This is a genomic window from Butyrivibrio sp. AE2005, from assembly GCF_000686965.1.
GTDB lineage: Bacteria > Bacillota > Clostridia > Lachnospirales > Lachnospiraceae > Butyrivibrio > Butyrivibrio hungatei_A.
Genome location: NZ_JMMD01000002.1, coordinates 1 through 13,683 on the forward strand (window position 1 = coordinate 1; position 13,683 = coordinate 13,683).

The following is a 13,683-nucleotide window of genomic DNA, read 5'->3' on the forward strand; positions in this document are numbered from 1 at the left end:
CAATAGACATTTCTGGTGCAGAGGCTATTACGTAGATACTGTAGGTAAGAATGCAAAGAAAATCGAGGAGTACATAAAGAATCAGTTAAAAGAGGATTTAGAGTACGACCAAATGACACTAAAAGAGTATATTGACCCGTTCACGGGTGAGCCGGTAAAGCAAAACAAATAAAAATGAGCCCAGGGGGCTCTGTAGGAAAATGATGTTGCGGCTGGCGAACCATTCGGCGAGTCTTTAGACTCAGCGCCGGCAACAGGCCCTTATAGGGCCAGAACAAACCACCGGCTAAGCCGGTGGTTCTGATTTCTTGATGTAGAGCATGTAACAAGCTCAGTGAAACTTATCTGAACACTGCTCCAAAAACCTCTTCGCCAGTTCCGCATCAGGTGAGTTTTCCAGATAAATCCCATACACATCCCAAGTATAGGTATCAGTTATAGGAATTGCTTTAACGTCGGTATCATCTTTGAAAAACCTTGGAGCAATGCCGATTCCGATCCCATTTTTTACAAGACGGTAAATAGAATCCCCTTCGCCAACCTTTGCAACAATCTCGGGATTGAAATCATTCATGTGGCAGGCGTTTATGAAATCGTGATAAATGTGGTATTTCTCGTTCATGGAGATAAGAGGTTCATCTTTGATCTCCGTAATACTGATCTGCTGTTTGCTTCTGAGTCTGTGGTCTTTGTGGACATACAGGACGATATCTACAGATTTGATGAGTTCCGACAAAAGCCCCGGAACCTGCGGCTTTCCTACAACGAGACCGCAGTTTATCTCATCGTTCAGCACACGCTTCAGGACAGTTTTGTTTTCCTGTTCATCCCAGCTTGCAACAATTTCCGGATTCGATTTCATAAAAGAATGCACCGAAGGAATATCTACAGCTCGCAGTGTCCCAGCCGCAAATCCAATCCTGAAGCGCTTCTCCCTGTCATTCACAGCTCTTATCTCCGAGAACATTTCATTCATGCTTTTAATTATAGTCTTGGATTTTTCATAAAAAATCTTTCCGCTCTCCGTAGGTACAAAGCCGTCTTTAGTCCTTGAAAAAAGTTGAGTGCCGCATTCATCTTCAAGGTTCTTTATGATCTTACTTAGGCCTTGCGGTGACAGAAAAAGTTTATTTGCAGCTACCTGCAGGTTACGCTCTTCATATATGATTTGAAAACATTTTAGATTTCTCGTGTTCATAAAAAAATAATAGCAAGGTGGGAAAAATATGCAATAGTCGCATCGGCGTAGAGTATATTTTTATGTGATATACTCTAGTGAAAAGACACTTTTTTTGAGGGATTAAGGAGAAATAAAAAATGGATGCCATAAAAAAATTTGTAAAAAGCGAACTTAGCGGATGGAAGCCGTTTGATGTTATTTGGCTTGTTTTTGCGACTGCGGTAATCCTGGGATTGTCAATTTACTGGAAGGATTCTCCGGTCAGCCTCTGGGCCGCTGTCACAGGCGTTTGCTGTGTTATTCTGACAGGAAAAGGAAAAAGGTCTTCTTTTATCTTTGGACTTGTAAATACGATTTTGTACGCGATAGTCGCTTTGTGGGCAAAATACTATGGGGAAGTAATGCTGAATCTTATTTATTACCTCCCGATGAATTTTGTGGGCTTTATTGCATGGAAAAAGTATATGAATGATGAGACGGGCGAAGTTATTAAGGAGCGCCTGAGCTTATCAAAGAGTATTGTTGTCTATGCGATAACTGCGGTATCAATCGTGATATATGGTTCTATATTGAAAAGAATGGGTGGAAATTTGCCGTATGTTGACAGCATGAGCACGGTTGTTTCGGTTGTTGCACAGGTTCTTTCCATTAAACGATTAACGGAACAGTGGGTTCTGTGGATCGTCGTTGATATTGTTACCGTGTTTATGTGGGCAGTGGATTTTATGAAGGGAGGAGAATCTATTTCTACTCTTGCCATGTGGAGCATATATCTTATAAACGCTTTTATCATGTTTATTCGCTGGTATAAGGAGGCAAAAAAGAATGCAGTATAACGTTGGTATGTACGGTGGCAGCTTTAATCCGCTTCATTTGGGGCATGTGGATTGCATTATACAGGCTGCAAACATGTGTCGTGAATTATATATAGTTCTGAGCGTAGGAAATAACAGAGGCGAAATAAATTACAGAGTCCGCTACAGATGGCTTTATCAGCTCACAAAACATATCGGAAATGTAAAGATAATAACTTTGTTTGATGATGCTGCCACAAAAGCTGATTATACAGAAGAGTACTGGGACAGCGATGCAAAGAAGGTTAAGGAGCAGATCGGAAAGCCGATAGATATCGTTTTTTGCGGAGACGATTATGATGAAAACAGCTTCTGGAACAAGTGCTATCCGGAAAGCGAGATCTATTTTTTTCCAAGGAATGATATAAGTTCTACAGAGATTAGGAAGAATCCGTATAAGCGATGGGATTGGATCCCGAATGTTGCAAAGCCTTATTTTGTAAAAAAAGTTCTCCTCATGGGCGGGGAGAGCACCGGAAAATCAACGCTTACCATTAACCTGGCAAACAGATTCAATACAAACTATATTGACGAAGCCGGAAGAGAAATCTCAGAGCGAAGCGGAACCGACATGTTAATGCTCTCGGAGGATTTCACGGAGATCTTATTGCAGCATAAGTTGAATGAGATCAACGCCATAAATAACAGCAATAAAGTTTTGTTTATAGATACGGACACACTGGTAACACAGTTTTATATGAGTTTTCTGAACGATCCGGAAATAGACAGGAACAAAGCACTTTCAGATGCGATAGATGCTGTCAATGAATATGATCTTATCCTGTTCCTGGAGCCGGATGTTGCTTTCGTTCAAGACGGTGATCGAAGCGAAGTCATCCGCGATGACAGGGAGACCTACAGCAATAAGATAAAAGACCTGATCACATCTCACGGCAAGAATTTTATAGTTATAAACGGAACATATCAGGAGCGTTATGTTAAAGCAGTGGAAGCAGTGGAAAGATTGCTTTTGGATTAATGTGAAAGCATACAAAAGGAGAGAGTTTATGGAATTTACAACAGATATTTTCAGTCAGTTTGATAAGAAGTGGGCACTTCTTACAGCGGGGGAAAAGGACAATTTTAACACAATGACGATTAGTTGGGGCGGTCTTGGAACATTATGGAATAAGCCGGTTGCTACAGTTTATGTAAGGACACCCCGTTACACTCATGATTTCATGGATAATAACGAATATTTCACGATCAGCTTCTACCCTGAGAAGTATAAGGATACACTTGTAGTACTTGGAACAAAATCAGGAAAAGAAATCGATAAGATGCATTCATCGGGGCTGACTGCCAAAGAAGTTAATGGCTCAATGACTTTTGAGGAGGCAGAGGTAACTCTGGTCTGCAAAAAGCTCTTTTGCCAGAGACTTGATCCAAAGAACATGCATCAGGACATTTCAAAGCGCTTCTATGACGGGGATGCGGAGCATGATATGTACATTGGGGAAGTTGTGGATGTTTTGAGATAACCGCGTACAGTGGTTGAGGTTTATTATGATTTTACTTTTATCCATACCAATATTTCTTACAATATGGGAAATAGCTTTATTTATACGTGAGCTAAAAAAGAATCCATTCGATGAAAGTTGGGCTATTGATGCACTGGTGTTCATTTTCGGAGCTATATATGCTCGCCTATATGGGGTGTATAAATGGATTACATGGGAAGACTGGAATGTACAGCTTGTAAATGCAGAAAGACATGCGCCAATCTATACAGATTCGCTTTTCACGGTTGTAGTTATCTTTATAATCGCTTTTGCAGGATACGTTCTGCTTCAGCGTAAAGAGCTGACAAAAATGCCACCGTTAGTAGTTGTGCTTTCGATTTCTGCTATGTATCTGGGAATGATCCAGTTAATTGTTTATACGATACAGATAGTCGGAGCTAAAATAGATAACGATCCTCTGGATTATTCTGTTATTGTTTTGCCTGTATGTTGCGGCATCATCACTGCAAGAACCATACTGAGAAAAATCCATGAGAGGAAAGAACAGAATACAACAAATGACAAGATACTGGAAAACAAAATATTACGTGTCGCTGACAAAATATTGAGAAAGGCAGATCTATGGCCTGTACTGGCATTTTTATTAATGTTCCCCCTTCTTGGAATACTTATTATGATTCTCATTTTGTTTGGACAAGCGCCGGATTCTATCATAAAAGCCTGGACAGAAACAAGTGAATGGGCATTATCAACAAAGCAGAGCCCGCCCAACCTGCATGTTGACGAGCATTATCTATGTACAGTTGCCGCAGGAGGACATAGAAAAATAGTTAAGCCAATCCGAAAAGGAATACGGCATGGACACGAAGTTATCGTAAATAGACAGCTCTGCATTGCCAACGCCTTCGAGGAAGTCCTGCAAGAAAAAACGCCCCGTGCGCATAGGCTGATACGTGGTTTCTATGACAAATACGGCTTCCCTGTCGCCAAACTTATCAGACATAAGTGGTCAGCGGATATTGTCTACTTTTTAATGAAACCACTGGAATGGATATTCCTTATCGTCCTGTATTCAACCGATGTCCACCCTGAGAACAGAATTGCCGTTCAATATACGGGTTACAAAAAATAAATTATAATTCTCAGACATCATTCCTATTTGGGAGTGGTGTCTGATTTTTTACGTACATTAAATCTGGGAAATTGATTTGTACCCGTAGAAATAAGTGAATGTAGGAACGGCTTTACGGGCATGGAATCCAGAAATCGATTTGTACCCGTAGAAATAAACGAATATGATAAAGATTTTACGGGTATAAAGTTTGCAATTGAATCTGAGCCACGTAGGGGAGGCCACAGAGGCTATCTGGATTACTAAGCTGTCTTTCTTGGAATTAAAGATACAACTAAGTAAATACATGCTAGTGTTAAAAAAGCAGAACAGAGATGCGCTTCTCTGTTCTGCCAAAATTATGCCAAAGACTTCCAATAGTCATTATCATGCATGTAATCAAAACATTCGTCTTCAACAAATCTTTTTATAAGTTTCGCTTTGAAATTTTCATAGAATTCGTCGCTTACATTTCCTGTTTCAACATGTGAAAAGAAATCCGACTTTGCATAATCAAGGATAGTATCGGTGTTATCAATGAGTTTTTTCATTATCTTCGCGGTTGCATCAACATCTTTTTCATGAGCGGCAAGCTGCAATTTGAATGCATTTTCCTGATAAGGACCGAGGTCAAAGCATTTCGCAAGGTTACAGTTAAGCTCTGAAGTACGCTTCGCAAGTTTCATATCATTTTTTTCCAGACAGAATACGTGCAGAGCATCCACGATCATCCGTAGCCTGCTCAGTTGCTCGAACATCAACGACTCATAAGTCCTATAAGCTTCGGTATCCTTACCTGTTTTGGCGAGAATATTTGCGGTGAAAAGCTTCTTATCGGGATTCTCGTCAGAGAAGTATTTAAGATATTCATGTGCTTTCTCATATTCTTTTTTGCTCATTTTAAGGTGGAAAAGAGATTCTGCCGCAGTCTTTCTTATTTTCGGATCTTTGGCGTTGATTAACTGCGAATACCACAGAGCTATTGTGTCACAATACTTATCCTCATTGAGAATGCTCTTCATTATAAGAGCTGAATTGAGCGTTATCGCTACTTTCCACTTGAGATTTTCACAGTTCGGATATTGCTCGACTTTTTCTTTTGCAAGATTGAACATGTCTTCAAAAGGCGCGTTGCCGTAAATCTTCATACTCAGATCTTTTACAAAAAAACTAATCTCGTCATCCGTCAGTTCATCTTTATACGCAAGGAGTTCATCTGTGGTTATTCTAAGAAGCCTTGCAATCGGGGCAAGCAGGCTTATGTCGGGAAGAGTATTCCCGTTTTCCCATTTGTTGACTGCGGGTGTAGTAACACCGAGACGCGTTGCCATTTCTTCCTGCGTAAATCCAAGTTCTTTTCGATATTTTCTAATAGTATTTCCTATATCCATCTTCGTGCCCTCCAATAATCTATTGTAACCGGTTCTGAGATTATGATATCGGAACGCCGCAGAAAATACTATTGAACAGGTGTTAATTATCGGGAAATTTTTTTAACCGCAGGGAAATAACGGCTATTCAATAACCACCGGTAGCGTGGTATAGCTTTGTCTCATCAGCGCCGGATTGTCTATTTTTCTGATTATCATGTCAGCAGCCTGCAGGCCCATGTCGTAGACGTTGATATCTACGATCGTGGGTTTTGGATTGATTATACAGGTGCCGACGGAGCACGCGTTGATGCCGCAAAGTGCATGTCTCCGAAGACAATACATGAACTTGAGGAGTATATAGGAGTACCTACATTCGGTGAGAATTTTGACATGGATGTTGATTTTGTCAGCAAGTGGGTTGGCGATAACGGAGTGAGCGGAATGCTTGACTTCCCGCTGTTTCAGGCAATCGTAAATGATTTTGCACATGGCCGTAACTTTGATAACACTGATGAGATCTCATTAAAGACTATATTCAATTAGGACGGTATGTATGGTGACCATGTCAATCAGATGGTTACATTTATCGATAACCATGACAGGAACAGATTCCTCACAGAGGCGGGCGGCGATATTTACAAAATGAAGAATGCGACAACATACTGGGGACAGAGTGTATATCTTTCAGGAGACTGCGAAGCACTTGGAAATTGGGATCCTGCTCTTGCAGCGGACCGGCATCATGCCCCGATTATCCGAAGTGGACATTTTCTGTAAAGCTTCCTATCGGTAAAAATATCGAATTTAAGGCCATAATGAAGGATGAAAGCGGAAATGTGACTTGGGAATCCGGCAACAATCACAGCTACACGGTTCCTTCAGAAGGTGGAAATTATACAATTCACTGGAATTGATGATCTGAGATTTTATTGCTATTATATTCCTGTCTCGTGTATAGAAATATATGCGAGGCAGGAAAGGAAAAAAATGAACATACAGATTTTTGGTACGAAGAAATGCAATGATACTAAGAAGGCGGAACGCTTCTTCAAAGAGCGCGGCATCAAGTATCAGTTTATCGATATGAAAGAAAAGGGTATAAATGACATTGGGACGGTTCTAATGTCATGCCTTTGACTTTTGACTAAATACATAAATTACAACATGGAGGAGACATAATATGAGTTGGGAAGTGCAATTGATGGAGTGGCTACAGGCCAATATTCCGGGACCGCTTATTTTGCTTATTTCGCAGTTTTCTGCTTTTGGAGAGGAGTTTGCGCTTGTTGCGGTCATGGGCTTTGTTTATTGGTGCCATGATAAAGAATTTGGACGAAAAATAGGATTACTTGTATGTTCTTCACTAATTTTATTTCCTATGATAAAAAACATTGTTTTCAGGATTCGTCCCTATATGGAGCATAGCAGCATAAAATGCCTGCGTCCCGTAGAGCCTGATGCGGATCTTATGGATGTGGATGCGCAAGGGTATTCATTTCCAAGCGGACATTCGACCAATGCGGCAACAGTCTATCCCGGAATTGTTATTTTTGGAAAAAATAAGAACAGGCTCAAATTGGTGTTATCAATTATATTGATGCTGCTTGTAGGTTTTTCGAGAGTTGTAGTCGGATGTCATTATCCTACAGACGTGCTCTGCGGATGGACACTTGGTTTAGCTATGGTTTTTGTTATTTCTTTTTTGTATAAAAAGATAAAGAATCAAAATGTCATATTTACGATGGTTGCAGTAATCGGGACTATAGGAGTTTTTTATTGCAAGACAAGCGATTTTTTTAGTGCATACGGTATACTTTTTGGTCTGTGGCTTTCAATACCTTTTGAGAAGAAATTCGTAAATTTTGAATCTACAAGAAATCCTGTTTCAAGCATTTTAAGACTTGTTGGCGGTGCGGTAGTATTTTTTGCACTTGATGAGATTTTAAAAATTCCTTTTGGCAAGGAGTTCCTAAATTCGGGAACTATGGTTGCTCATCTTGTAAGAAGCGGAAGATATATGATCGCTATTTTTGTTTCGCTTGCTGTATATCCAATGTTATTTAAGTTTAGAATTTTCTCGCTTGAGGTGCCTGAACGTGGCGAAGAAGTTGGCGACGGAATTTACTGATTTGTATTTGATTTAAAGTTATATGGGGAAATTGTAACAATAAGGAAAGGGTAATAAAGAAGCTTGTTATGTAGTACAAAAATAAAATAAAAAGGAGACTTGAAATGGAAAGTACTAACAAGAAACGATTTATAACCTTTATTGCCGTTGCGTACGGTGCTGTAGCTCTAATGTGTATCTTTATGTATATCGGCTTAAAAGCCGGAAAAGATCTTTCAGTCTTTCCGCTTGCACATATGCTTTTTCCTGCATGCGGAGTTATAATTGGAACTTTATTGTTTGGAGATAAGGAAAAAAAGGTTCCGAAAGCAGGATTTTTTGTGATGATTATTACCATGGTAGTTTTGTTGGTTATGAGTTTAGCTTCTATATTTACAACGCAGAAAAAGATTCAGACCGTGACAGGAGAGGGTACAAACTGGTCATCATACGCTCAGACTGTGATTGTTATAGCAAGTGTTGTATGTTACGTCCTTTTCTGGGTATGTGGCAAGGAAAAGAGAAAAAATGTCGGACTTAGTAGGAATGCGGTTGGTAAAAGCATACTTTTAGTTGCTGTTTTCATTGTTTTATATTTTGTAAGACTTTTTATTTGGACTGCTTTGAAGCAGGTCTTTGTAAATGATGGAACAAATGCTGTAGGTGAAATGGCAAAAGTGTTATTTTCGCCTCAGAGTGCATATATAGTTTTTTCAATTCTTATTACTTTTCCTTTGTCATTTACATTGTTTTTGGGAGAAGAATATGGATGGAGATATTATTTACAGCCAATTCTGCAAAAAAAGTTTGGGTTACGACGCGGTGTTTTGATTTTGGGGGTTGTATGGGGAATTTGGCATATTGGATTGGATTTTATGTATTATGCGGTTAATTCCGGACCAATGTATTTTGTAAATCAGATTATTAACTGTATTGCCTTGGCTATATTTTTTGGATATGCATACATGAAAACCAAAAACATATGGGTAGTAACATGGATGCATTATATCAATAATAATTTTGCCTTGTTATTTGCTAATGGGGATACAGATTTGTTTCAGAATCAGACAGTTTTGGCTTCGGATTTACCATTCATTATATTGGGAGCAAGCGTACTCATTGTCTTTATTTTTGCGCCAATCTATAAGGGGAAAAAAGATATGCTTGAATCTGAGCAGGGAAATGAACAGAATGTAGCATAAAAATAAAAGCTGTGAACTAATGAAATTCATCGGTTCACAGCTTTATTTTTTACATCAAATCTGTGCAAGATCTTCCTGAGTAAGCATCTTGAGAGATTTGTTTGCGGCAAGTTTTGCTTCGGCGTTCTTGGTATCTGAAACTCTGAATATCATGTAAGCGTGATCCTTGGCGCATCCGCCTGAGAAAGCGTACATGTATTCGATGTTGACTTTGGCTTCGTCAAATACCGAAAGAAGTTTATCAAGTCCGCCCGTCTCATCCGGAATCTCGATGGCAAGAACCGGAGTGAGGCTTGCTACAAAATTATTTTCTTTAAGAGTATTAACAGCTGCGAGAGCATCGTCAACTACAAGTCTTGCAATACCGAAGTCTTTGGTTTCGGCAAGAGAAGTAGCGCGCATGTCAATCTTGTTCGCTGCAAGTACACTTGTCATTTTCTTCAAGGTACCGGGTTTATTCTCAAGAAATACTGAAATCTGCATTACGCTCATAGCTGTATCCCCCTTTGCATCTTATATTTTCATTATACGATTAGATTTTTCTCTTGTCGATTACACGAACAGCTTTTCCTTCGCTTCTTGCAATAGACTTGGGAGCAAGGAGAGAAACCTTTGCCTTGATTCCGAGCATGGATTTAAGGCCTTCAACGAGTTTCTTTTGTCTTTCTTCAATCTCACCCACATTATCGGTAAACATCTCGGGAGTCATTTCAACCTGAACGTCGAGAGTATCTGTGTTGTTTACTCTGTCTACGACAATCTGGTAGTTTGCTGCATAGCCGTTGTTCATAAGAACAGTCTCAATCTGGCTCGGGAATACATTTACGCCGCGGATGATAAGCATGTCATCTGAACGTCCCATAGGCTTAGCCATGCGGACATGAGTTCTTCCGCAAGAGCATTTTTCTCTTGTGAGCTTGCAGATGTCTCTTGTACGATAGCGAATCATCGGGAAAGCTTCTTTATCTACGGCTGTGAATACCAGCTCACCCTGTGAACCTTCGGGAAGAACTTCTTCTGTGTCGGGATCGATGATCTCGGCGATGAAGTGATCCTCATTGATGTGCATTCCGTTCTGAGCAGAACATTCAAATGCAACACCGGGACCTGAGAGCTCTGTAAGTCCGTAGATGTCATATGCTTTGATTCCGAGAGTCTTCTCGATATCTGCACGCATTTCTTCACTCCAGGCTTCTGCTCCGAAGATACCGGCTTTAAGCGGAATATCATCGGGGCCGTAGCCCATCTCTTTGAAACGCTCACCGAGGTAAGCAGCATAGCTGGGAGTACAGCAGAGGATAGTGGCACCAAGATCGTTGATGAACATAATCTGTCTGTCTGTATTTCCTGAGCTGATGGGAACAGTAAGAGATCCTACTTTGTGTGAACCGCCGTGAATTCCGGCTCCACCTGTGAAGAGACCGTAGCCGTATGCAACATGAACGACGTCTTCATTTGTTCCGCCGGCAGCCATGATGGCACGTGCACAGCAATCTTCCCAGAGGTCGATGTCATGCTGCGTGTAGTAGGCAACAACTCTTTTTCCGGTTGTTCCGGATGTGGAGTGGATACGAACACATTCCTTTAACGGTTTTCCGAGAAGTCCGTAAGGATAAGCGTCTCTTAAATCTTTTTTGGATAAAAAAGGAAGTTTATGGAGGTCGTCAACCGACTTGATATCATCAGGTGTAACACCTTTTTCTTCCATTTTTTTGCGGTAGTAAGGAACATTGTCCCATACGTGTTTTACTTGCTTAACTAGTTTTTCTGATTGAATCTTGCGAATTTCCTCATAGGGCGCACACTCAATGTCCTTTTGATAATATCGCTCCATGTATAATTCCTCCGTGTGTTTGTAGATAGATGATAAAAAGCTTATGATAGCAATATCACTTCATGTTTTTTCCAAGCTCAAATGCCTTCTTGTTCATTTCAAGGAACTTAGGAGGCACATTTGCTTCAAGTGACTTCATCCATGCTTCTTCGGGAAGATCAAAGTAGTGTGAGAGTCTTCCGAGAAGAACGATGTTAACGGCTTTTGCAGATTCTGCCTGCTCAGCGAGTGAGAGGCAATCAAGAGCATCAACTTTAGCACCTGTTTCTTTTAACTTGGAAACAAGATCTTCGGGATACTCGGCAGCACCTGTAATTACAGGCATGGGATCGATCTGCTGTGTGTTCGTAACAATCTGTCCGTCTTTTTTAAGGAAAGGAAGCCATCTTGCAGCTTCGAGAATCTCGAAAGAAACAATGTAATCAGCTTCGCCCTTATCGATAACGGGAGAGTAAACCTTATCACCGTATCTTACGTAAGTAACAACGCTACCGCCTCTCTGAGACATTCCGTGTACTTCGGACACTTTTACATCATAGCCCTGTGAAAGGAGGAGGTGTCCCAATAATTTGCTGGCAAGAAGTGATCCCTGTCCGCCAACTCCGACAATCATAATATTCTTAGTTTCCATTATCATGCCTCACTTTCTGCTGTGCTTTCAAATGCACCAACAGGGCACATCTGTGAACATACATTGCAGCCTACACATAATGTGTTATCAATAGTTGCCTTGCCGTTCTTCATTGAGATGGCAGGACATCCGATCTTCATACATGATTTACAGCCTACGCACTTATCGGTGTTAACCTTAAGAGGTGCGTTATGCTTTACATATTTAAGAAGTGCGCAAGGTCTTCTTGAGATGATTACAGAAGGAGCTTCTACGTTAAGCTCTTCCTTGAGGACTTCGTCGCACTGCTTTAAGTTATAAGGGTCTACGACTCTTACGCGCTCAAAGCCCATAGCTTTGCAAAGTGCTTCGAGGTCGATCTTTCCTGCTGGGTCTCCCTTGATGTTGTAACCTGTTGTGGGATTCTGCTGGTGACCTGTCATTCCCGTGATGGAGTTATCAACGATAACGATAGTTGAGTTTGACTGGTTGTAAGCAACGTTTGCAAGTCCTGTCATACCTGAGTGCATGAATGTTGAATCACCGATTACGGCAACAGTCTTTTTCTCGCTCTCAGCGCCGCGAACTTTGTTAAATCCGTGAACTGCACCGATTGAAGCCCCCATGCAAAGTGTCATCTCGATTGCTCCAAGAGGAGGAACTGCGCCAAGTGTATAACATCCAATATCACCAAGAACTGTGCAGTTATTCTTTTTAAGAGTGTAAAAGAGTCCTCTGTGAGGGCAGCCTGCACACATAACGGGTGGTCTTGCAGGAATCTGCTCATCGATGGTAAAGCCTTCATTTACATCTTTTCCGAAAGCCTTTGCAAGAAGATTCTGTGAGAACTCATCGATAACGGGAAGAAGCTCTTTTCCCGTAACTTCGATTCCGAGAGCCTTAACGTGATTTTCGATGATAGGATCAAGTTCTTCAACAACAAAGAGCTTGTCAACTTTTGCAGCAAAGTTCTTTATAAGATCGCAGGGAAGAGGATTGGTCATTCCAAGCTTGAGAACACTTACTGAGTCACCGAATACTTCTTTTACATACTGATAAGAAGTTGAGCATGTGATGATACCGATCTTGGTGTCACCCATTTCAACTCTGTTAATGGGATTTTCTTCTGCAAATTTGATGAGATCTTTGGTACGCTGTTCAACGATGGGATGACGCTTTTTGGCATTTCCCGGCATCATAACGTATTTAGCGATATTTTTTTCATACGGCTTGTCGGGAACAGTGCGCTCGCCTGTCTCAACGATAGACTGAGAGTGAGCTACTCTTGTGCACATCTTAAGAAGGACGGGAGTATCAAACTTCTCGGAAATCTCATAAGCAAGCTTGGTGTACTCAAGAGCTTCTTTGGAATCTGAAGGCTCGAGCATAGGAACCTTTGCTGCGATGGCGTGATGACGTGAATCCTGCTCGTTCTGGGAAGAATGCATTCCGGCATCATCGGCAACAACTATAACAAGACCGGCATTTACTCCGGTATAAGACATTGTATAAAGAGGGTCTGCAGCAACGTTAAGTCCAACGTGCTTCTGAGCACAAAATGCTCTGCGACCTGCGAGAGAAGCACCAAAAGCTGATTCCATAGCAACCTTCTCATTTGGAGCCCATTCGCAATATATTTCATCATATTTGGCAGCTTCTTCGGTAACTTCCGTGCTGGGTGTTCCGGGATAACTGGAAATAAAGCATACTCCGGCTTCATAAAGACCGCGAGCAACAGCCTTGTTGCCCAGCATCAGCTGCCCATTTTTTGTTTGATCCATGGTAAAAAACCTCCTACAGAATTTTAGACGGCTCATAATTACTGTTCAATCAGAAATGCGCATATACTGCGCATTTCGTGAGAATATGATTCAAGAGTGAGCACATTCCTCGCGAAGCGAATTTTAATGAATGTGCGAATGCATTACTGGAGCGAGCAGTATGCGAGC

The 13,683-nt window shown here is 41.0% G+C and carries 16 protein-coding genes and 2 pseudogenes; 11 read left to right on the top strand and 7 right to left on the bottom strand.

The window, feature by feature from the left end; genetic code table 11:
* Positions 1-172, top strand: a 172-nt coding sequence (locus DL92_RS17985; RefSeq protein WP_034468330.1) for a transposase, incomplete at its 5' end; no start/stop codon positions are given.
* Between the two features lie 159 nt (positions 173-331).
* On the opposite strand, the gene DL92_RS0102030 is transcribed toward DL92_RS17985, so the two are convergent.
* Positions 332-946 carry a LysR family transcriptional regulator substrate-binding protein gene (locus DL92_RS0102030; RefSeq protein ID WP_242845823.1) on the bottom strand — a complete coding sequence of 205 codons (615 nt, stop codon included), beginning with the start codon at positions 944-946 and terminating at the stop codon, positions 332-334.
* A gap of 78 nt (positions 947-1,024) precedes the next feature.
* Positions 1,025-1,198: pseudogene (locus tag DL92_RS21845) on the bottom strand (helix-turn-helix domain-containing protein); the annotation flags it as partial.
* Positions 1,199-1,317: 119 nt separating this feature from the next.
* On the opposite strand from DL92_RS21845, the gene pnuC reads away from it, so the two are divergent.
* Genes pnuC through DL92_RS0102050 form a run of 4 tightly spaced genes read left to right on the top strand, consistent with a single transcriptional unit; the run spans position 1,318 to position 4,629 of the window.
* Positions 1,318-2,016 (top strand): nicotinamide riboside transporter PnuC, encoded by a 699-nt coding sequence (pnuC, locus tag DL92_RS0102035; RefSeq protein WP_034468332.1) that lies wholly within the window; start codon positions 1,318-1,320, stop codon positions 2,014-2,016.
* Positions 2,006-3,013 carry an AAA family ATPase gene (locus DL92_RS0102040; protein WP_034468334.1) on the top strand — a complete coding sequence of 336 codons (1,008 nt, stop codon included), beginning with the start codon at positions 2,006-2,008 and terminating at the stop codon, positions 3,011-3,013. Before pnuC ends, DL92_RS0102040 begins: the two co-directional genes overlap by 11 nt.
* Positions 3,014-3,041: 28 nt before the next feature.
* On the top strand, positions 3,042-3,515 hold the full coding sequence (locus tag DL92_RS0102045) for a flavin reductase (RefSeq protein WP_026654916.1): 474 nt from the start codon (positions 3,042-3,044) through the stop codon (positions 3,513-3,515).
* Positions 3,516-3,540: 25 nt separating this feature from the next.
* Positions 3,541-4,629, top strand: coding sequence for a DUF6688 domain-containing protein (locus DL92_RS0102050; RefSeq protein ID WP_034468336.1), 1,089 nt, complete (start codon positions 3,541-3,543; stop codon positions 4,627-4,629).
* A gap of 338 nt (positions 4,630-4,967) precedes the next feature.
* On the opposite strand, the gene DL92_RS0102055 is transcribed toward DL92_RS0102050, so the two are convergent.
* A complete protein-coding gene (locus DL92_RS0102055; protein ID WP_026654913.1) occupies positions 4,968-5,999 on the bottom strand; it encodes a helix-turn-helix domain-containing protein in 1,032 nt (343 codons plus the stop codon).
* A gap of 156 nt (positions 6,000-6,155) precedes the next feature.
* Here DL92_RS0102055 and DL92_RS21205 point away from each other — a divergent pair, with 156 nt between their 5' ends.
* From DL92_RS21205 to DL92_RS0102085, 6 genes and pseudogenes are all read left to right on the top strand, one after another.
* The gene (locus DL92_RS21205) at positions 6,156-6,524 is read left to right on the top strand and encodes a hypothetical protein (RefSeq protein WP_026666748.1); all 369 of its coding nucleotides are present in this window, start codon (positions 6,156-6,158) and stop codon (positions 6,522-6,524) included.
* Positions 6,525-6,530: 6 nt separating this feature from the next.
* On the top strand, positions 6,531-6,758 hold the full coding sequence (locus DL92_RS21720) for a CBM20 domain-containing protein (RefSeq protein WP_026666749.1): 228 nt from the start codon (positions 6,531-6,533) through the stop codon (positions 6,756-6,758).
* Complete coding sequence (locus DL92_RS20605) at positions 6,692-6,895, top strand: carbohydrate-binding module family 20 domain-containing protein (protein WP_197027230.1); 204 nt, start codon at positions 6,692-6,694, stop codon at positions 6,893-6,895. Before DL92_RS21720 ends, DL92_RS20605 begins: the two co-directional genes overlap by 67 nt.
* 73 nt (positions 6,896-6,968) lie before the next feature.
* Positions 6,969-7,085, top strand: a pseudogene (locus DL92_RS17990) (arsenate reductase family protein); the annotation flags it as partial.
* 76 nt (positions 7,086-7,161) lie between these two features.
* On the top strand, positions 7,162-8,109 hold the full coding sequence (locus DL92_RS0102080) for a phosphatase PAP2 family protein (RefSeq protein WP_026666750.1): 948 nt from the start codon (positions 7,162-7,164) through the stop codon (positions 8,107-8,109).
* Between the two features lie 104 nt (positions 8,110-8,213).
* Entirely contained in the window at positions 8,214-9,290 is a 1,077-nt protein-coding gene (locus DL92_RS0102085; RefSeq protein ID WP_034468339.1) for a CPBP family intramembrane glutamic endopeptidase, read from the top strand.
* 54 nt (positions 9,291-9,344) lie between these two features.
* Here DL92_RS0102085 and DL92_RS0102090 read toward each other — a convergent pair whose 3' ends face one another.
* Genes DL92_RS0102090 through iorA form a run of 4 tightly spaced genes read right to left on the bottom strand, consistent with a single transcriptional unit; the run spans position 9,345 to position 13,515 of the window.
* A complete protein-coding gene (locus DL92_RS0102090) occupies positions 9,345-9,782 on the bottom strand; it encodes an acetolactate synthase (RefSeq protein ID WP_026654909.1) in 438 nt (145 codons plus the stop codon).
* A 40-nt stretch (positions 9,783-9,822) separates the two neighbouring features.
* Positions 9,823-11,124, bottom strand: a complete 1,302-nt coding sequence (locus tag DL92_RS0102095) for a phenylacetate--CoA ligase family protein (protein WP_026666752.1) — start codon at positions 11,122-11,124, stop codon at positions 9,823-9,825.
* 55 nt (positions 11,125-11,179) lie between these two features.
* Positions 11,180-11,755: an indolepyruvate oxidoreductase subunit beta gene (locus DL92_RS0102100; RefSeq protein WP_026666753.1), complete on the bottom strand. Its 576-nt coding sequence runs from the start codon at positions 11,753-11,755 to the stop codon at positions 11,180-11,182.
* Between the two features lie 2 nt (positions 11,756-11,757).
* Positions 11,758-13,515: an indolepyruvate ferredoxin oxidoreductase subunit alpha gene (iorA, locus tag DL92_RS0102105; protein ID WP_026666754.1), complete on the bottom strand. Its 1,758-nt coding sequence runs from the start codon at positions 13,513-13,515 to the stop codon at positions 11,758-11,760.
* Between the last annotated feature and the right edge of the window lie 168 nt (positions 13,516-13,683).